General features: G+C 71.6%; 20 protein-coding genes. 8 read left to right on the forward strand and 12 right to left on the reverse strand.

Translation table 11 applies throughout. The annotated features are described in order from the left end of the window. Positions 1–57: 57 nt before the first annotated feature. The 3 genes from QLQ12_RS22895 to QLQ12_RS22905 form a co-directional block, all read right to left on the reverse strand. Positions 58–732 carry an MBL fold metallo-hydrolase gene (locus QLQ12_RS22895; protein ID WP_282762357.1) on the reverse strand — a complete coding sequence of 225 codons (675 nt, stop codon included), beginning with the start codon at positions 730–732 and terminating at the stop codon, positions 58–60. A 95-nt stretch (positions 733–827) separates the two neighbouring features. Continuing rightward, on the reverse strand, positions 828–2,015 hold the full coding sequence (locus tag QLQ12_RS22900) for a LuxR C-terminal-related transcriptional regulator (RefSeq protein WP_282762358.1): 1,188 nt from the start codon (positions 2,013–2,015) through the stop codon (positions 828–830). Between the two features lie 935 nt (positions 2,016–2,950). Further along, positions 2,951–3,442: an HXXEE domain-containing protein gene (locus QLQ12_RS22905; RefSeq protein WP_282762359.1), complete on the reverse strand. Its 492-nt coding sequence runs from the start codon at positions 3,440–3,442 to the stop codon at positions 2,951–2,953. A 119-nt stretch (positions 3,443–3,561) separates the two neighbouring features. Here QLQ12_RS22905 and QLQ12_RS22910 point away from each other — a divergent pair, with 119 nt between their 5' ends. Then, complete coding sequence (locus QLQ12_RS22910) at positions 3,562–4,065, forward strand: hypothetical protein (RefSeq protein ID WP_282762360.1); 504 nt, start codon at positions 3,562–3,564, stop codon at positions 4,063–4,065. A gap of 324 nt (positions 4,066–4,389) precedes the next feature. On the opposite strand, the gene QLQ12_RS22915 is transcribed toward QLQ12_RS22910, so the two are convergent. Further along, entirely contained in the window at positions 4,390–5,508 is a 1,119-nt protein-coding gene (locus QLQ12_RS22915) for an FAD-dependent monooxygenase (protein WP_282762361.1), read from the reverse strand. Positions 5,509–5,814: 306 nt separating this feature from the next. On the opposite strand from QLQ12_RS22915, the gene QLQ12_RS22920 reads away from it, so the two are divergent. Beyond that, a complete protein-coding gene (locus QLQ12_RS22920; RefSeq protein WP_282762362.1) occupies positions 5,815–6,663 on the forward strand; it encodes a helix-turn-helix transcriptional regulator in 849 nt (282 codons plus the stop codon). 285 nt (positions 6,664–6,948) lie between these two features. Beyond that, positions 6,949–7,371 carry a VOC family protein gene (locus QLQ12_RS22925; RefSeq protein ID WP_282762363.1) on the forward strand — a complete coding sequence of 141 codons (423 nt, stop codon included), beginning with the start codon at positions 6,949–6,951 and terminating at the stop codon, positions 7,369–7,371. 430 nt (positions 7,372–7,801) lie between these two features. On the opposite strand, the gene QLQ12_RS22930 is transcribed toward QLQ12_RS22925, so the two are convergent. From QLQ12_RS22930 to QLQ12_RS22950, 5 genes are all read right to left on the reverse strand, one after another. Beyond that, the gene (locus QLQ12_RS22930; protein ID WP_282762364.1) at positions 7,802–8,443 is read right to left on the reverse strand and encodes a response regulator; all 642 of its coding nucleotides are present in this window, start codon (positions 8,441–8,443) and stop codon (positions 7,802–7,804) included. After that, positions 8,440–9,708 (reverse strand): sensor histidine kinase, encoded by a 1,269-nt coding sequence (locus tag QLQ12_RS22935; protein WP_282762365.1) that lies wholly within the window; start codon positions 9,706–9,708, stop codon positions 8,440–8,442. Before QLQ12_RS22935 ends, QLQ12_RS22930 begins: the two co-directional genes overlap by 4 nt. Before the next feature lie 5 nt (positions 9,709–9,713). Next, positions 9,714–10,454 (reverse strand): ABC transporter permease, encoded by a 741-nt coding sequence (locus QLQ12_RS22940; RefSeq protein ID WP_282762366.1) that lies wholly within the window; start codon positions 10,452–10,454, stop codon positions 9,714–9,716. Positions 10,455–10,459: 5 nt separating this feature from the next. Continuing rightward, entirely contained in the window at positions 10,460–11,353 is an 894-nt protein-coding gene (locus tag QLQ12_RS22945) for an ABC transporter ATP-binding protein (RefSeq protein WP_282762367.1), read from the reverse strand. A gap of 82 nt (positions 11,354–11,435) precedes the next feature. After that, a complete protein-coding gene (locus QLQ12_RS22950; RefSeq protein ID WP_282762368.1) occupies positions 11,436–12,608 on the reverse strand; it encodes a glycosyltransferase in 1,173 nt (390 codons plus the stop codon). Between the two features lie 122 nt (positions 12,609–12,730). Here QLQ12_RS22950 and QLQ12_RS22955 point away from each other — a divergent pair, with 122 nt between their 5' ends. Beyond that, positions 12,731–13,159, forward strand: coding sequence for an SRPBCC family protein (locus QLQ12_RS22955; RefSeq protein ID WP_328518300.1), 429 nt, complete (start codon positions 12,731–12,733; stop codon positions 13,157–13,159). Here the strand turns inward: QLQ12_RS22955 and QLQ12_RS22960 are convergent. Next, positions 13,150–14,730, reverse strand: coding sequence for a phytoene desaturase family protein (locus tag QLQ12_RS22960; RefSeq protein WP_282762370.1), 1,581 nt, complete (start codon positions 14,728–14,730; stop codon positions 13,150–13,152). The genes QLQ12_RS22955 and QLQ12_RS22960 overlap by 10 nt on opposite strands. Positions 14,731–14,785: 55 nt before the next feature. Here QLQ12_RS22960 and QLQ12_RS22965 point away from each other — a divergent pair, with 55 nt between their 5' ends. The 3 genes from QLQ12_RS22965 to QLQ12_RS22975 all read left to right on the forward strand — a co-directional run bounded on the left by QLQ12_RS22965 (position 14,786) and on the right by QLQ12_RS22975 (position 16,601). Next, entirely contained in the window at positions 14,786–15,739 is a 954-nt protein-coding gene (locus tag QLQ12_RS22965) for a YihY/virulence factor BrkB family protein (protein ID WP_282762371.1), read from the forward strand. 76 nt (positions 15,740–15,815) lie between these two features. Continuing rightward, the gene (locus tag QLQ12_RS22970) at positions 15,816–16,280 is read left to right on the forward strand and encodes an SRPBCC family protein (protein ID WP_282762372.1); all 465 of its coding nucleotides are present in this window, start codon (positions 15,816–15,818) and stop codon (positions 16,278–16,280) included. A gap of 135 nt (positions 16,281–16,415) precedes the next feature. Continuing rightward, entirely contained in the window at positions 16,416–16,601 is a 186-nt protein-coding gene (locus QLQ12_RS22975; protein WP_282762373.1) for a hypothetical protein, read from the forward strand. 2 nt (positions 16,602–16,603) lie between these two features. Here QLQ12_RS22975 and QLQ12_RS22980 read toward each other — a convergent pair whose 3' ends face one another. Next, complete coding sequence (locus QLQ12_RS22980) at positions 16,604–17,860, reverse strand: hypothetical protein (RefSeq protein WP_282762374.1); 1,257 nt, start codon at positions 17,858–17,860, stop codon at positions 16,604–16,606. Between QLQ12_RS22980 and QLQ12_RS22985 the strand changes: the two genes are divergently transcribed. Continuing rightward, entirely contained in the window at positions 17,850–18,134 is a 285-nt protein-coding gene (locus tag QLQ12_RS22985; protein WP_282762375.1) for a hypothetical protein, read from the forward strand. The genes QLQ12_RS22980 and QLQ12_RS22985 overlap by 11 nt on opposite strands. 3 nt (positions 18,135–18,137) lie before the next feature. Here the strand turns inward: QLQ12_RS22985 and QLQ12_RS22990 are convergent, their stop codons facing one another. Then, the gene (locus QLQ12_RS22990) at positions 18,138–18,668 is read right to left on the reverse strand and encodes a hypothetical protein (protein ID WP_282762376.1); all 531 of its coding nucleotides are present in this window, start codon (positions 18,666–18,668) and stop codon (positions 18,138–18,140) included. Between the last annotated feature and the right edge of the window lie 16 nt (positions 18,669–18,684).

The raw sequence follows: 18,684 nt of genomic DNA on the forward strand, positions 1-18,684 counted from the left end.
GCTTCCGGAAGCGCCTCCACGCCGGGCCGGCGCAGCGCTTTGCGACGCGCCACGCGGTCAGCCCGCCACGGCCTTGCGGAACGCCTCCACCGCCAACCCGGAGACGGCCCGGCCATGACCGAACACCGCATGATCGAACTCCAGCTCGGCGAGACGGGCCAGACTCTGTCCGGCCCGCACCGGATCGGCGGTGACCGGGCGGGGCGGGCCGGTCACCTTCCCCCCACGGCTGGCGGCGGCGTCACCGGCGAAGAGGATGCCGCCGGAACGGTCCAGCAGGTAGGAGACGTGACCACGGGTGTGCCCCGGAGTGTGCAGGGCGGTGAAACCGGGCAGCGGCTCCGAACCGTCCGCGGTGATCAACTGGTCGATCTTCGTCGGCTCGACCTTGCCGATCACCCGGCCGGCCAGCCTGGCGAGCAGGCCCACCGGCTCCGCGGGCGGCACGTGCCCGGTGATCCACGGAGCGTCGGCGGCGTGCGCGATCACCCGGGCGCCGGTGCGCGCACGCAGGTCGGCGAGGTTGCCGACATGGTCGGGATGGTGGTGGGTGACCAGGATCGTGGTCACCTCGCCCAGTGACCGGCGAATGCCCTTCAGAGCCCGCTCGATCAGCGGCGACCGGCCGGGCAGGCCGGTGTCGACCAGCACCAGCCCGTCGTCGGTGACGACCAGATGCACGTTGACATATCCCAGGCGGAGCTCGAAGACCCCGTCGACCACCTCTCGCACCCCACGATTCTGTCAGCCGCGATCGCGAGCCGGCAGCAGCCCCAGTTCCCGGGCCCACGCGACCGCCCCCCGCCGGGAACGGGCCGCCAGCTTGGTCAGCACGGCGGCCACATGCGTCTCGCCGGGAACGGGCCGCCAGCTTGGTCAGCACGGCGGCCACATGCGTCTCGCCGGGAACGGGCCGCCAGCTTGGTCAGCACGGCGGCCACATGCGTGTCGACCGTGCGGACCGACAGGACCAGGCGCGCGGCGATCTCCGGGTTGCTCAGGCCCTCGGCGAGCAGGCGCAGCACCTCGGCCTGATGGCCGGTCAACCCGGCCGGGTTGTCGCGGGTCGCCGGTTTCGGGCCACGCGGGATCCGCGACACACTCAGCTCACGAAGCCGGGGCCGGACCCGGCGGGCGAGCGGGGCGGCGTCCAGGGCGTCGAGGATGCGGACCGCTTCGAGCAGATTCTCCGGCACGGTCCTGTGACGGAGGGCGGGAGCCAGCTCGTAGCGGCTTCCGGCCTTCGCCCACCGTACGACCGCGTCCCAGGGTTGACCGGCCGTGAGGGCGGCGAATGGCGCGAAGACCGGGACGTCCGCGCCCAGCCGGTGCAGCCAGTAGCCGAAGGCGCCCAGCCGGCGCCCGCCCTCGGCGGCCAGCGGCCGCCGGAAGGCCGGCGTGAGCGGGGCGGCGGCCGACGGGTCGCCGCGCAGCCAGGCTGCCTCCGCCATCGCCGCGCCCGCCGGGCCGACCCGCTGCGCCTCGCCGATGCCCCGGGCGATCTCCCACGCCTCCTCGATCAGCTCGTCGCCGCCGGGCAGGCCGCGGCGGACCCGCACCAGACCCAGGACGACGAGCGCGGGGGTACGCATCATCGCCGGCGCGCCGTCCTCCGCCGGCGCGCCGTCCTCCCAGCGGGCGTGCCGCTCGACCTCCACCCACTCGCGGAGCTGCAGGTGCACCATCGAGCGGGTGATGTACAGGTAACGCAGGAACCCCAGCACCTCGCTACGCTCGGCGAACGCCATCCCCGCGTCCAGCAGCTCACCGGCCTCACGCAGCCGCCACTCGTTGAACAGGTGCCAGGCCAGGTTGGTGTAGGCACGGCAGGCGTGATCGTCCTCGCCGGCGGCCAGGGCGACGGCCGGACTCTCCTCCAGCAACTCCCGGCCGCGTGGATCGTCACGATCCCAGAGGGCGTAATCGACGTTGTTGAGCGACCGCCCACTCCCAGACCGCCCGCCCGCGACCGCCCGCTGGGACCACCCGCCCGGGAACCACCCAACCGGGACCATCCGCCCGGGACCGCCCGCCGGGACCACCCACCCGGGACCATCCGCCCGGGACCGCCCGCCGGGACCACCCACCCGGGACCATCCGCCCGGGACCGCCCGCCGGGACCACCCGCCCGGGACCGCCCACTCCGGGGCCCGCACGCCCGGGACCGCCCACTCCGGGCCCGCACGTCCGCCGGCCGAGCGGCCGGCACCCGAACCTGGGCACTCACCGCGTTCCCGCGGGAGGTTGCCCCTCCAGGCTGCCGAGCTGACCCGCCGCCGCTCCCCAACATAGGTGCCAGCCAGCCACCGCTCCCCCAACATAGGTGCCAGCCAGCCACCGCTCCCGCACTTGGGTGCCGGCCGACGCTCCGGAGACTAGGTGGGCGCGAAAACATGACACCCGCTGCGGGTGTGGGCTACATACGCAGCGGGTGTCGGGTTTTCACAGGTGACATGCCGCAGGCGGGCTGAGGTCAACGCTGGGGTCGGCCGGAGCCATGACTGAGCGAGTGTCGGAACACGCCAACATATGGGCTCGCGCCGAGCGGGTGGGTGCCCGAAGAGGTCAGCACGCCCCCGAACGGATCAGTTCCGGAACAGGCCACCTCGCGAACAGGCCACCTCGCGAACAGGCCACCTCCCGAACAGGCCACCTCCCGAACAGGCCACCTCCCGAACAGGCCACCTCCCGAACAGGCCACCTCCCGAACAGGCCACCTCCCGAACAGGCCACCTCCCGAACAGGCCACCTCCCGAACAGGTCAGCTCGGGAACAGGTCACCTCCCGAACAGGTCAGCTCGGGAACAGGTCAGCTCGGGAACGGGTCAGCTCGGGAACGGGTCGGCTCGGGAACGGGTCGGCTCGGGAACGGGTCGGCTCGGGAGCGGGTCGGGTCCCAATGAACGGGCGGGATTGCGAATGGGTCGGCCTGGGCGCGCGGGCGGGATCGTCAGGGCAGCAGGAGGCGGGCGACGGCCTGCGCGGCGGCTGTGAGCGCGACGGCGAACCCCGCGACCACCGCGATGGTCTTGCCAGGGACGGGGTCGGGGCGCAGGCGGCGGCCGTGCCAGAAGGCATAGGGGATCACCAGCAGGAGCGCGGTGACCAGGCCGGGAACGTAGTCGCGTAGGAGGACGGCCTGGGCCACATGGACCAGGCCGTGCCAGCCGAAGACCAGGACGGCCGCTCGGAAGAATGCCGCGTGGCCGTCGCTGCGTACCCCGGAGAGGGCCGCGCTCAGGACCGCGACACCGACCAGGGCCGCCGCCAGCGCGAAGCGCGGCGTCGTCGAACCGACGACCTCGACCAGGCCGGGTGGCCAGCCGTCCGCCAGCAGCCGCGGCGTGGTACGCGCCGACCACCAGCTCGCGGTCGCCACCTCCTCCACGTCATGAACGGCCCAGGCCACGAACAGTCCGAAACAGAACAGCCGGCGTGACATGGATGTGATCGTCACAGGGTGCAACAACGGCCGAAAGGGGTAAGTAAGAATGCTGTCGGTCATCGACGGGCCTCCGCCCCTCGACAGGCCGCCGGCTCTCGATTGAAAGGGACAACCGCGTGACGGATCAACCGCTCTACGCCGACCTGGGATTCACCGACGCCGAGTGGGGGCTGCTGACCGGCCTGCCGCAGTCGGTACTCACCGCGGCGAGCGCCGCCAGCCCCGACAGCGCCCGCAAGACGCGCGCCGAGAGCGCGGCCGGGCTGGACCGCATCTCCGACGCCCGCTCGTCGGCGAGCCCGCTGGTCGCGGCCGTCGCCACGGCTGCGGTCGCCGAGGCCGGCGACCCGGAGATCGGCGAGGAACCGCCGGTGATCCAGCCGGGCGACCCCGCCGGGTATGCCGCGGACGTGGTGGCCCGGGCCGCCGAGGTGGCCGCGCTGCTGGCCGCGAAGGCTTCCCCCGCCGACGCCGAGACGTACAAGCACTGGCTCGTGGAGATCGCCGACGAGGTGGTGGGCGCGGCCTCGACCGGCGGCGTCCTCGGCATCGGCGGCGAGGCGGTCACCGAGAGCGAGCGCACCTTCCGCGACGACCTCGCCAAGGCCCTGGCCCGCTGATCACAGCGAGCGTGTGGGGTTCGGGTGCACACGTCACCTCGACTCCACACGCTCACTGCCAACCGAAAGCGCGTGAGATCCGGGCGTCGGCACGCCTCAGCTCGCACACCCCAACCCCCAACCTGCGGAATCCAGGGCTCAGCCTGCCTTAAGACGCTCGCGGTCCACACGGTGCAGGACTTCAGACGCTCGCGGTCCACACGGTGCAGGACTTCAGACGCTCGAAGTCCACACAGTGCGAAGCTTCAGACGCGCGCGATCCACACGGTGCGAAGCTTCAGACGCTCGGGATTCAGACAGTGCGGGACTTCAGACGCTCGCGGTTCACACGGTGGGTGGGCGCCACCCGAGGACCGGGTCCATCTGGCGCATGACCATGTCGGGGCCGAGCTTGCCGACCACGGACATGGCCGCGTTGCGGAGGCGCTCGGCGAGCGGGTTGTTCAGGCCCGAGACGCGGCCCACTCTGCGTGAGGCGCGGGCGACCTCGGTGGTACGCGGTAGGCGCTCGGCCGTGTAACGCGGCAGGTCATCGGCGTGAAGTGCCAGAACCAGCGCGTCCTCCAAGGCCTGGCAGGCGCCCTGGCCCAGGTTCGGGGTCATGGCGTGCGCCGCGTCGCCGAGCAGCGCCACCTTCCCGGAGTGGTACCGGGGAAGCGGCTCGTCCAGACAGCGGATGTCAGTGCGGACCACCTCGTCAGCGGACATGATCAGCGACGGGATCGGCTCGTGCCAGCCGCCGAACAGGCGCAGCATCTCCGCCTTCTCGTCGCCGGCCCGGGCGCCGGCCGCGGCGGGCGCCGTGGCGTAGCAGTAGACCCGGCCGTCGCCGAGCACCGCGACCCCGAACACCTTTCCGGAACCCCAGGTCTCGGCCGGAAACACTGTCCCGCCGGGGTGCGCCACGACGATGCGCCAGCTCGTCACTCCGGTGTAGACCGGGCCGGGGTGTCGCGGGAACAGTGTGGACCGTACCGGGGAATGAAGCCCGTCGGCGGCGACCACCAGATCGGCGGTGAGCGTCCCGTCAGCGGTGACCACCCGCCCGGCGTCGGCATCGACGTCCTCGGCCGGCAGGCCGAGCCGGAGCGTGCCCGGCTCCAGCGCCTCGACGAGGGCCTCCACCAGCGTCGCGCGATGCACGATGATCACCGGCTCGCCGTATCGTCGCGCCGCCTGCGACGCGTCGGTGCGCGAGATCCAGCCGCCGTCCGGGCGCTGAATGCCGGCGGCGCCCTGCAAGGCTGCCAGTTTGCGCAGCCGCTCGCCGACGCCGAGCGCATCCAGCACCCGCAGCGCGTTCGGGGCGACGGCCAAGCCGGCACCGACCGGTTCCAGGGCGGGGGCCCGCTCGAGGACCGTCACGTCCCAGCCCCGGCGTCGCAGTGCGACCCCGGCCGCCAGTCCACCGATTCCAGCCCCGATCACCACAGCGCGCGCCATGCCACGATCCTCGCACCGCACCTGGCCGGCCGGAATCCGGGGCGTTCCCGGCGCGGCGTGCCTCTCAATCCTGCCGTGATCGCACCGCGCGTTCCTGAGCCCGGCCCGCGCTCCTCGCTGCCCCGCGCTGCCCCTGCATGACGCTGCGCAGACCCACCCACCCGCGCGCCACCCGGGATCGCCTCACGGAACGCACCGCCGCCCCAGGTTCATCCGCAACGCCGGGGTTGCCGGGCGACTCGGGGCACCCCGGCTGCGGGAGCGGCTGGGGGCGCGCGGGCGCTCGCCGGGGTGCAGACTCGAATCATGGACGAGTACGCGCAGGCCCGGCCAGGAGCGGCGCTGCGCCCTTACGTGGCGCTCTACTCGGGATATCGGCTGCGGGGGCTTGCCTCGGCCGTACACCGAGGGCTGCCGTCGCCCTATCTCACGCTGATCTTCACACTCGACGACCCGCTGGTGATCGCCGCCCATCCCGACCCGCGGCAGCCGCCCGGCTCCTACTCGTCGCTGCTTGGCGGGCTGCATCTGGCGCCCGCACTGATCGCCCACGACGGCAGACAATCCGGGGTGCAGGTGTCGGTGCATCCGCTCGGCTGCCGGGCTCTACTCGGGTTGCCGGCCGCCGAACTCGCCAACCTGGACGTGGACGCCACCGCGATCTTCGGTGAACAGTTCGTCGGCGAGGTCCGGGAGCGTCTGTCCGCCGCCTCGGACTGGCCGGGCCGGTTCGCCGCCCTCGATGGGGCGCTGACCCGCCGGGTGCGGGATGCCGCCGGGCCCGAGCAGGTCACGCGGGCCTTCCGGCTCCTCACCCAGGGTGTCTCGATCAAGCAGGTCGCCGGGGAGGTCGGGTGGAGCGGCCGTTACCTGACCGACCGGTTCCGCGCCGAGATCGGGATCCGGCCCAAGGAGGCTGCCCGGATCGCCCGCTTCGACCGGGCCCGGCGTTCGATCCGGCCCGGCGTACGGCTCGCCGACGTGGCCGCCGTCCACGGCTATGCCGATCAGTCACACCTGGTCCGCGACTTCCAGTCGTTCGCCGGGTGTGCCCCGTCGAGCTGGCTGGCCGACGAGTTCGACCTGATCGACACACTGCCGGCCCTAGACGAACCGCCCGGGGCACCGGCTCCCGATCCGGCCCCGCATCGATAGCCGGCCTCGATTCCACAGGCAACGCTGGGCCGGCCCGGAGCCCGGCAGACAGTCCGCTCGTCCCCAGCACGACACCGCGACCGCGCTGCGCGACCCCGCGACCAGGCAGAACGTCCGCTCGTGCCCCACACAGCCCCACGACGGCGCCGCTCGACCACCTGGCGCCGGACAGACAATTCAGTTGTCTCTGGCATAGCGCCGAGACCACGCTCGACCTCCCGCAGAGCGGTGACGAGTTCGGTTTCGTCCAAGCCCAGACCTCGGGATGGTCGCGACGATGGGGGTATGACTGACCTTCACGCACCGGCACCGCAGGTGTGGCCGACGTTGCGGGCCAACGACGCCCGCGCCCTGATCCGCTTCCTCGTCGACGCGTTCGGGTTCGAGGAGACCATCGTCCACGGCAAGGGTGACGTGGTCGAGCACGCCCAGCTCAGCTGGCCGCTCGGCGGCGGGATCATGCTCGGCTCGGAACGCGACGACCCGGACAATCCATGGAAACTGACCCCGGGAACGTTCGGCGCCTACGTGGTGGCCGACGACATCGACGGCCTGTATGCCCGCGCGGTCGCCGCCGGAGCCGAGATCGTCCGGGCGCCGTTCACCACCGACTACGGCTCCCACGACTTCACTGTCCGTGACCCTGAAGGAAACCTCTGGCAGTTCGGCACCTACCGCGGCGAGCCCCGAAAAGCGACCGCGGGCTGACCTCGCAGCGAGCCGTAGCCCAGCCACGTAACGAGCAACCCCAAAGGCCCCACGGCTACGGCTCGCCCGGCAGGCCACCACCCAGCCGTCGCCCAGCCACCCAACCAACAATCCCAAAGACACCACACCTACGGCTTGGCCGGCCGGTCGCTACCCAGCCGTCGGCCGGCCACGCCACGGGCGAGCCCAAAGACCGCGCAGCTACGGCTCGGCTGGGAGCTGCCGCCGCAACGTGGGCGGCTGAGAGCGGGATGGGGTGGGGTGGAGGCCATCGGGGGTGGGGCGGGCAGCGGGTGTGCCCGGGTGGCGCGCCGTGGTCCGGAGTGGCCGCCGTGGCGCGGGGTGGGGCGGGACGGTCGTCGTTGCGGTTGTTGGGCGGGCTGGCCGTACGAGATGAGGGTTGGTTCGATGCCGGGATGACGGTGAGTGATCAGTCGCGGCGGATGAGGCCTCGCTCGATGGCGGTGGCGACGGCCGCGGCGCGGTCGCGGACCCCGAGTTTGGCGTAGGCGTGCAGCAGGTGCGTCTTGACCGTCGCTTCGCTGATGAAGAGGCGCCGCGCGGTCTCGCGGTTGCCGCAGCCGCGGGCGGTGAGGGTGAGGACTTCGAGTTCACGCTGGCTGAGCGGTTCCTTGGCGGGTGAGCGGAGCTGGCCGATGAGGCGGCCGGCGACGGCCGGGGAGAGGACGGATTCGCCGCGGTGGGCGGCGAGGACGGCGCGGAAGAGTTCCTCGCGCGGGGTGTCCTTGAGGAGGTAGCCGGTGGCGCCGGCCTTGATCGCGGGGAGTACGTCACTGTCGGTGTCGTAGGTGGTGAGGACGAGCACGCGGGCCGCGGCGCCGCGCGCCTTGAGCTCGCGGATGGTGGTGACGCCGTCCATGACCGGCATGCGCAGGTCCATCAGGACCACGTCGGGGCTGACCGCGTCGGTGACGGCGAGGGCTTCGCGGCCGTCGCCGGCTTCGCCGAGGACGGTGAACCGGTCGTCGCCGGCGAACATGCCGCGCAGGCCGTCCCGGACCACCGGATGATCATCGACGATGACCAGTTTGATCACCTGCTGTCCGCTCATGCCGCTCCCCCGATCGCGATGGCGGGCACGCACGCGGAGATCGCGGTGCCGGCGCCCGGTTCCGACTCGACCTCCAGGGTTCCGGCGATGCGGTTGAGGCGTTCCCGCATCGCTCGCAGGCCGAAGCCGCCCTCGTCGGTGAGCTCGCGCGGGGCGTCCGGATCGAAGCCGGCGCCGTCGTCGCGGACGTCGAGGGTGACCACGTCATCCATGTAGGACAGAGTCAGCCCGACCCTACCGGCGGCGGCGTGCTTGGCCACGTTGGCGAGGGCCTCCTGGGCGGTCCGCAGCAGCGTGGTCTCGATCTCGGGGAGCATCGGCCGTGCCATGCCGGTGACGGTGAGGTCGGCCCGGACGCCGTGCATGTCGGTCCAGCCGCGGACGACCTCGTCGAGTGCGTCGGAGAGGCGGCCCGCCTCCAGGGTCTGCGGGCGCAGCGCCTGCACCGAGCGCCGGGCCTCGCTGAGGCTCTCCCGGGCGAGGCGTTTCGCGGTGGCGAGGTGCCGGTCCCGTTCGGCGGAGTGGCCCTCGGCCGCTTCCAGCTGGGTGACGATGCCGGTGAGGCCCTGCGCGAGGACGTCGTGGATCTCGCCGGCCATCCGCTGCCGCTCGTGCAGGACGCCGGCCTCGTGGGCCTGGACCAGCAGTTGGGCGTGCAGCCCGGCGTTCTCCTGGAGGGCGGCGGCGAGTTTCGCGTTGGCCTCGGCGAGCCGGTCCATCCGGCGGGAGCGGAGGTTCGAGTCCGCCTCGGTCCGGAGGGCCACGAAGGTCATGATCCCCGCGATCAGCAGGTTGCAGAACAGGACGGCCAGGTAGATCACGGGCCCGTCCTCGTCGTTGACGAAGGTGTTCCGCCCGCCGACCTGCGAGAGGGCGTTGATGGCGGCGACCGGGAGCACCGCGACCATCGGCCACCTGCCGCGCACCGCGTAGCCGGCGAAGATGTAGCCGGTCCAGGTGAAGATGCCGAAGAGCGGGCTGCACAGGACGAGCAGGAGATTGAGGGCGAGCAGCCCGGCCAGGAAGATCAGCATCAGGCCGCGGCGCTCCTGCCAGGACGGGTGCATGTCGACCCACCAGGCGATCCAGAGGGCGGTCACGCAGGTGACCGCCAGGATCGTGGGGAGGTCCTCCCGGGGCAGGTCGTCGACGTCACGGGCGATCACGACGACGAGCAGCGCGCTGGCCAGCGTCCCGTAGGAGAGCCAGGTGAGCCAGGGCTCCCGGGCCGTGGCCGGACCCTCCGTCGCCGCAGGCACACCCATCTCACTCACTCCCAGCGGAAGAGCTTCACCGCGGCGGCGCCGCAGATGACCAGATATCCCACCAGCACGGTAATCGAGAGCAGACCCGGCGACTGTCCCAGAAGGCTGTCGGTGATCAGATCCTGGCCCGCGGCCAGTGGGGTGAAGTCGCCGATCCGCCGCAGCACCTCGGGCATCAGTTCGCGCGGCGCCCACAGCCCGGCGAAGAACATCAGCGGGAAGAAGAGGAAGGTGCCGATCGCGTTGGCGGTCTTCCCGTTCGACGCCACGGCGGACAGCAGCAGACCGAGGGAGAACGCCCCGGCGCAGTTGAGCAGGACGGCGAGCAGGAAGGTCAGCGGGGACTTCGGGAACGGCACGCCGAATCCCACGATGGCCACTGTGTACACCAGAATCGTGCAGAGCAGCACGATGACCAGGTTCATCGTCAGTTGCGCGCCGAGCAGAGTCCCGGGGTGCACCGGGGTGGTGGCGAGCCGTCGCAGGATCCCGCGCTCGCGGTAGGTCGCGAGCACCGACGGCAGGCCCTGCAATCCGATGATGCCGATGGCGAGACCGAGCGAGAGCCCGGCGTACAGGTCGATGACCCGGAGACCGCCGAGTTCCGGCGGCGCCTCCTGCATCGTCGGCACGTTGCCGAGGATCACCAGCAGCAGGACCGGGAAGAGGAGCGTGAAGAAGGCGTAGAGCGGGTCACGCAGGGAGATCCGCATCTCGGACAGGGTCAGCTTGGTGAAGACGGACATCTGGTTCACTCCCCGCGGGTCAGGTGGACGAAGGCGTCGTCGAGGGTGGCCTGCTCCATGGTCAGCTCCGCGGCGATGATGCCGTTGCGGGCCAGCACGGAGACGACCGCGTGCAGCAGGTTGCCGTTGCCGACGATCTCGATCCGCTGACCCTGGCGGCGCAGCTCGCGCACCTCGGGCAGGACGGTGAGCAGCTCGTCGTCGATCGGGGTGGACGGCCGGAAGCTGATCCGCTGTTCGTCGCCGGCCCGCTGGACCAGGCCGGCCGGGGTGTCCAGGGCGACGACCTCGCCCTTGTCGATCACCGCGACCCGGTCGCAGAGGCGCTCGGCCTCCTCCATGAAGTGGGTGACCAGCAGCAGGGTGACCCCGCGGTCGCGGATGCCGGAGATCAGGTCCCAGGTGTCCCGGCGGGCCTGCGGGTCGAGGCCGGTGGTCAGCTCGTCCAGGATGGCGATCTCCGGGTTGCCGAGCAGGGCGAGCGCGATCGAGAGGCGCTGCTTCTGGCCGCCGGAGAGCTTGCCGTACCGGGCCTTGAGTTTGGGGGTCAGACCCAGGTCGTCGGCGAGTCTCCGCCAGTCGGCCGGGTCCGGGTAGAAGGCGCTGTACAGCTCCAGCGCCTCACGGACCGTGAGCTTGTCCTGGAGTTCGCTCTCCTGCAGCTGCACCCCGATGCGCGCCCGCAGCGTGGGGTCGCCGGCGGGACGGCCGAGGACGGTGATGGCGCCGGAGTCGGCGGTCCGCAGCCCGGAGATGCACTCGACGGTGGTGGTCTTGCCGGCGCCGTTCGGCCCGAGGATCCCGAAGATCTCACCGGGCTCGACGGCGAACGAGACGTCCTTGACGGCGACGGTTCCGCCGTACCTCTTCGCTAGGTGTTCGACCTCGATGACTGGCATGCGTCGATCGTCGCCCGCCGGACCCGCTGCCCGAATCGAACAGCGGGCGACCGTGGCGGTCCACCGATCGGTGGATGCCTGCCTACGCCACGTCCTCCGCCACCGGGGCCGGAGTACGGCGCAGGCCCGTGTAGACCGAGCCGATCTGCGCGGCCACCCGCTTCCACGAGTACGCCTGCCGGGCCCGGTCCAGCGCCGCGGTGGCGTAGGTGAACCGGCGCACCTTGTCGTTGACCAGCCGGCGCAGCGCACCGCCGAGCGCCCGCGGGTCCCGGGCCGGGACGAGGTCGCCGGTCAGGCCGTCGACCACCGTCTCGGTCAGCGCGCCGCTGGCCTGCCCCACGATCGGCACGCCGCAGGCCATCGCTTCGAGGGCGGACTGTTCCTCCCACGGTGTGGCGACCAGCAGGTCGGCGGAGCGGTACCAGCTCGGCATGTCGCGGTGCGGCACCGACCCGACCAGCCGGAACCGGTCGGCGACCTTGAACTGCTCGGCCATCGACCGCAGCAGCCGTGCGCCCGGGTCGGCGGGGAGCTGCTCCGGCGACGGTCCGCCGATCACCACCACTTCGGCGTCGGGGACGTACCGCATGGCCTGGATGACGTCGCCGAACCCCTTGCGCTCGACCAGCTTGCCGACGGACAGGATGCGGAAGCGGTCCGGGTCGCGCTGAACGGCCGGGCCGTCCGGGCTGAACCGTTCACTGTCGACGCCGGACGGGACGACGATGAGCCGGGCCCGTGGAACCCCGATGCGAACGAGGCCCTGCACCTCTTCCTGGGTCTGTGCGACGACCCGGTCCACCGCCCGGCCGAGGGCCCGCTCGTAACCCGACCGGGACGGGCCGTACGCGGCCTCCCCGACCTCGCCGAGTTCGTGGAACGACTGCACGACCGGGATGCCGATCTGCTTGGCGGCGGTGACCGCCGCCAGGCCGCTGGTCCAGAAGTGGGCGTGCGCCACGTCCGGAACCCAGCCGTGACGCCACTGCTCGCCGAGCGCCCGGGCGAACTCGCCCATGTGCGGAAGCAGAAGGTCGGGTGGGAGCGGCCGGGCCGGGCCGGCGACGACATGGACCACGTGCACGCCGCTCGGGGTGACGACCACCTCGGCGACGTCCGGGTCCTCGCGGCGGGTGTAGACGCGCACGTCATGTCCCTGCTCGGCGAGAGCGGCCGACAGGTCCGCGAGATGCGCGTCCTGCTCGCCGACGCCGAGAGGACTGGCGTGTTCGGAGATCATCGCAATGTGCACGGGGTCTCCTCCAGCAAGCCGGGTGTGGGATACGCGGAGCCAATGCCCGACAGCTCAGGGCGTAAACATGGCCCGCTCGTTACAGAGCTCGTGAGCAGGGTAAACCGACCCCCGTGGCTATCGTGTCCAGAACCGTTCAGGCACCACCCGACCGGGTCTTCGCCGTCCTCGCCGACGGCTGGAGCTACAGCGACTGGGTGGTCGGCACCGTACACATCCGCGACGTCGAGAAGGACTGGCCGGCGCCAGGCTCGAAACTGCACCACAAGGCCGGGCCCTGGCCGGTGTCGCTGCACGATTCGTCGACCGTTCTAGTCTGCGCGCCCGGCCGGCACCTGAAGCTGAAAGCCGGGTTGTGGCCGCTGGGCGCGGCCGAGGTCGACATCCGGCTCACCCCGCTCGACAACGGCTCGACCCGGGTGGTGATCGAGGAGCAGTTCACCGACGGCCCGCTGCTGCTGCTCCGCAACAAACTCAACGACCTGGTGCTGCACCGGCGCAACGTGGAGACGCTGCGCCGGCTCGCGGACATCGCCGAACGTCAGGGGTAGATCGCCCGGTTCGCGCCGTTGATCACGGCGCGGTAGAGGTCACCGGTCAGCCCGCGGTCACGGGCCAGCGCGGCCCGTGCCGCGTTGGCCCCCGGCGCCCCGTGCACGCCACCGCCCGGATGGGCCGACGCGCTGCCCAGATAGAGCCGGTCCACCGGGGTGTCCGGCCGCCCGATCCCGGGGATCGGGCGCAGGAAGAGCTGCTGGAACGCGGCCGCGGTGCCGCCGCCCAGCGCACCGCCGACCAGGGACGGGTTCTCCCGCTCCATGTCACCCGGGGCGAACACGTGCCGCCCCACCACCTCGCCGCGGAAGCCGGGCGCGTACTCCTCGACGACCGACTCCATCCGCTCCACGTGCGCGGCGATCTCGTCGGCGTGCCAGGACGGGCGGTGCGGCAGATGGGTGTACGCCCACACCGACTCGGTCCCGGCCGGCGACCGCGTCGGGTCGGTCGTGGTCATCTGCCCGAACAGCAGGAACGGGTTCTCGGGAACCTCGTCCGAGGCCAGGTGGGCGGAGTATCGGGTGAGCCCGTTGAGGTCGGCGCCGAAGTGCACGGTGCCGGCGCGGGACGCCGCCGGGTTGCGCCACGGCACCGGCGTCCGCAGAGCCCAGTCGACCTTCACGGTCGCCCCGTCCCAGCGGAAGTGCTGAAGGTCCTCGACCAGCCGCGACGGCAGCCACCGCTCGCCGACCAGGTCGAGGAAGAGCGCGGGCGCCGGAACGTCGGCGATCACCGCCCGCCGGGCACGCCAGTCCCGGCCGTCCGCGGTCCGCACGCCCATCGCCCGCCCCCGGGCCACCAGAACCCGGGTCACCGGAGCCCGGTAGACGATCTCGCCGCCTTTCGACTCCAGCCGCCTGACCAGCGCCGAGGTGATCTCCTGGGCGCCTCCGACCGGCGCCGGCCAGCCGACCTCCTGGCCGAGCATGGCCAGCAGCCATCCGTAGACGCCACCGCCGGCCTCCTCCGGTGACAGATCGGTGTGCAGTGCGCAGCCGGCCAGCGCCAGGGCCGCGCCCTCGCCGTCGAACATCTCCGAGCCCAGCTCGCGCACTGACAGCACCAGGCGGCGGGACAGGCGCAGCGCACCGGCCACCCGCAGTTCCCGCACCAGGCCGAGCCCGTGACGCACCGGAGGGAACGGGGTGAACAGGGTGTCCAGCATCCGGTCGGAGACGGAACGCCATTCCGCGTACGCGGTGCGCCAGCGGTCGCCGTCGCCCGGCGCGAACTGCTCCATCGACTCCGCGGTCCGGTCCAGGTCGCGGCTGACGGTCGCGGCCCGCCCGTCCGGCATCAGGTGGGTGAACACGTCCGGCGCGTGCGCCCACCGCAGATCGAGGTCCAGCGACTTCATCACCGGGGAGGCGTACCCCAGCGGGTAGAAGGCGCTGAACAGGTCGGACAGGTAGCCCGGGGCAGTGATTGCGCCGGAGCGCACCGCCCCGCCGGGATGCGGGGTGGCCTCCAGCACCCGGACGGTCCATCCTTGGTCGGCGAGCTTGTTCGCCGCGACCAGGCCGTTGTGACCGGCCCCGACGACGATGGCGTCCACGGTGTCCACATCGCGACGCTACCCACTGACGTTTGCCGCAAACCGGGGACGGGCACTGGCGGGCATGACCGTCGGGGCGGTGCCGGCCAAGATCCGGCAGTTGAGGTGGCGTACCTGGCGCGGGGTGCTGTGGCGCAGCATCGTCGGCTACTGGGACGACGACTGTTCCGACTATGCGGCGGCGCTGACGTACCAGGCCGTCACCGCGTTCATCCCGTCCCTCGTCGTGATCGTCTCGCTGATCAACCTGGTCACCGACGGCACCACCGTGATCGACACGACCGTCGGGATTCTGCGTGATCTCGGGCTCGGCTCGGTCGTCGGCAACGAGAGCCTGCTCGCGGTCGTCGACGCGCTGCTGGTCCGCCAGGACTCGGCCAAGGTGCTGTTCGGCTTCGGCCTGGCACTGGCCATCTGGTCGGCCTCCGGCTTCGTGGGTGTCTTCACCCGCGCCTCGAACCGCATCTACAGCGTCCGCGAGGGCCGCCGCTGGTGGACGCTCCAGTGGCTGGAGATCGCGCTGGCCACGGTGGCACTGGTGCTGCTGGCCGTCGCCGGCGCCGGACTGGTGATCAGCGGTCCGCTGGTCGACGCGGTCGGTGACGCCCTCGGCGCCGGCGAGACCGCCCGCTGGATCTGGTCGGTGGGCCGCTGGCCGGTTCTCGTCGCCATCGCGATCATGCTGCTGTCGCTGCTGTTCTGGATCGCCCCGAACGTCCAGCAGCCCCGGTTCCGCTGGCTCACCGTGGGCGGCGCGGTCTCGCTCGTCGTGTGGGCCGTGGTCTCCTTCGGTTTCGGGCTGTACGTCGCCAACTTCGGCTCCTACGACCGCACCTACGGCAGCCTCGGCGCGATCATGGCGTTCCTGATCTGGGTCTACCTCTCCAACATCGCCCTCCTGCTCGGTGTCGAGGTCAACGCCGAGGTTCAGCGCGGCCGGCTGCGCCAGGCCGGCGACCGGGATCCGGAAACACCGCTGGCCCCGCGTTTAGCCCCGGACGACCCGGGCACCCCTTGAGGCGAGGCACTCCAGAACGTCGCCCGGGCGTGCTGAGGAACATCGCACGCCGGGGAGCAAGTGAAGGGAGAAATGCGTGAGCACGGTCACCGAGTTTGTTGACGTCAACGTCCCGGTTCGCACCGCCTACAACCAGTGGACCCAGTTCGAAGAGTTCCCCCGGTTCATGGAGGGTGTCAGCGAGATCCGGCAGCTCGACGACACCCACACGCACTGGAAGACCGAGATCGCCGGCGTCAAGCGCGAGTTCGACGCCGAGATCACCGAGCAGTTGCCCGACGAGCGGGTGGCCTGGCACGCGACCGGCGGCGAGAAGCAGGCCGGCGTGGTCACGTTCCACCGCATCGACGACACCCACACCCGGGTCACCGTCCAGATGGACTTCGACCCGCAGGGCATCGTCGAGACGGCCGGCGACAAGCTCGGCATCATCGACCGCAAGGTCAAGGGCGACATGCACCGGTTCAAGGAGTTCATCGAGAGCCGCGGCGGCATCGAGACCGGCGCCTGGCGCGGCCAGGTGGACCGGCCCGGCGCCTGATCACCCGGCTCTGCGAACGGCCGCCTTCGGGCGGCCGTTTCCGCATTCCCGGCGGGCTGCCGCGTTCCCGGGCGGTCGTTCTCCCGCGGGCCGTCCGGTGCGTTTTCCCCGGCCTCTGCCGGGTATCGGTCCGGTATGACGGATTCTCCCAGCGATGAAGCGTGGCGCGACGAGGAGCGGCTTCCGCTCAGCGAACTGAACAAGGCGATGGCCACATCGGACATCGACGGCCAGAACGATCTCACCGACAACGACTCCGGCCAGGAGCCGCCCACGGCGGATCAGCGCCCGAGCACGACAGGGCCGACCGGACCCCATTAACCCTATTTTGTACGGCTACGAACAGTCCCGGGGCTACCACGGCCCGGTCCGCCCGGCACCGGGCGGACCCCCGGCTTCCGGGCTGCTGCGGGGTCACCGGCTACGCCCGGCCCAGTCCGGGCCGGGGGCCGGGGACCATCGGGGGCCGTGGGCTCCCGGCTCTTGGCGGGCGCTGGTTCTCCGGCACCGCCTTTCGGGGACTCGCTCTTCAGGGGGCCCACCTTCTTTCCCGGCCCCGCGTTCTTTTGCGCGTCGGTCTTCTTTCCCGCGCCGGCCTTCTGTGAGTCGGCCTTCTGCGGGTCGGCCCGTGGGGGATCGGCCTTCGGGCGATCGTTCTTCGGGGCGGCGGCCCTTTCCCTGCCGGGCCTCCCCCTGCCGGGATTCCCGATGTCAGGACTCCCGCTGTCAGGCCCTCCGGGATCGGGGCTTCCGATGTCAGGGCTTCCGGGGTCAGGCTTCTCGGCGTCGGGTTTCGGCGCGCGGGGCTTCTCGGCGTCGGGTTTCGGGGATCGGCGGATGACGAGAGCGCCGAGGCCGCCCTCGGCGCGGATCACATACCGGTCCCGGGATCGCCGGAAACCCGGCTCCCGCAGGACGGTTCCCGCCGCCGTGCCGTTGTTCGTGGTCCAGGGCGCCGCCACCGAACCGGCGCCTTCGGCGAACCGCACCTGGACCGGCGCCCCGTCCCGCAACGACAGCATCGCGGTGCCGATCCCACCGGTGAAGGTGACGGGCACCGTGCCGTCCGGTTCCGGCAGCCACACCTCGGCCAGGCCCGCGGAACCGACGTCGAGCCGCGTCACCCGGCCGTCCCGCAGGTTGAGTTGCTGCTCACCGGCTCCCTTCGGCAACCGGAGGTCCCATCGGACGTTCTGGTTCAGCACGATCCGGAGCTCGTCCAACCCCGGGCTGCCGGTGCCTTTGAGGCGCACCACGACCCGGCCCCCACGGCTGGTCACCACCGGGGCGACACCAGCGTCCGAGGCGGTGCTGATCCGGTAGAGCAGACCCGGCAGCGGGGCGAAACGGAGCCGTACCCGCGCCGCCGCGTCACCGACGGTGAGCCAGGCCCCGCTGCGGTTCTGTAGCGGCCCGACTACCACGCGCTCGCCCGGCGCGGCGGCCGTCGGTTGACCCGGCGAACGGGGCAGGGAGAGCTCCGGCGCCACCCGGGTCACCGCCACCCCCGCGGCGACCAGCGCCGACAGCCCGGCGGCGACGACTATTGAGCGACGGAGACGCAACTCGGTGGGCACCATCGGACAACGGAGAATCGGCCGAACGGGTGACGGCGATACGCCCGTATCGCGCCAGACTTTCCGGGTGCGATCTACTGGTTTCCTCTCTGAGCGTCAACGCCGCTTCGCCTGGCTGGGCTTCCTGCTCGCCGCCTTCCAGGCTCCCCTGGCAGCGAAAGTGGTCGATGACGCTTCCTGGTTCTTCGCCGTGGTAGTAGCCCTGGTGGTGGCCACTGTGATCATCGCCGACGACGCCGAGCGTCGCCGTCCGGAACCGGTCGAATTCGCGGAGTAACCCTTACCCCTCCCCCGCCACCCGATAAGGCCGCGGCTCCCCAGCGGCCCGGGCCCCACCACACCGTCGTTCCGGGTCGAGCGGCAGCGCCTCGTGACCCCGGCGGCCATGTGTCCGCCGGCGTTCCTTGAGTTCCGCCTCGTAGAGATGCCGCCGTCCCCCGGCGAGCCGCTCCCGGGCATCCCGTTCCACATCCCGGAACTCGGTGTAGTACCCGTCGTCGAACTCCTCGACGATCTGGAACGTCCAGTGACCCGGAATGACGTTGCGTCCGATCAGCTCCCGCTGAATCCGCTCCGCCATCTCCGTGTGCCCCGCCTGCATGAACAGCGAAACGGCCTCGTCCAGGGCGAAGTCCGCGGTCCCGACCAGTTGGTGCGCGGAGTAGAGATGCCCCCGCACCCGCTCCACCGTCTCCAGCGCCTCGCTCAGCTTGCCCAGCGCTTGCACGGTGACGTCGTCGAGCCCGTCCGGCCGCTGGTGCGCCGCATCCGGCCCGTCGTCCGCCCGGTCAGGCTCATGCCCGGAGCCCACGACCTTGGCGCCATGC

It is taken from the genome of Actinoplanes sandaracinus (assembly GCF_030009775.1).
In the GTDB taxonomy this organism is placed as follows: Bacteria; Actinomycetota; Actinomycetes; order Mycobacteriales; family Micromonosporaceae; genus Actinoplanes; species Actinoplanes sandaracinus.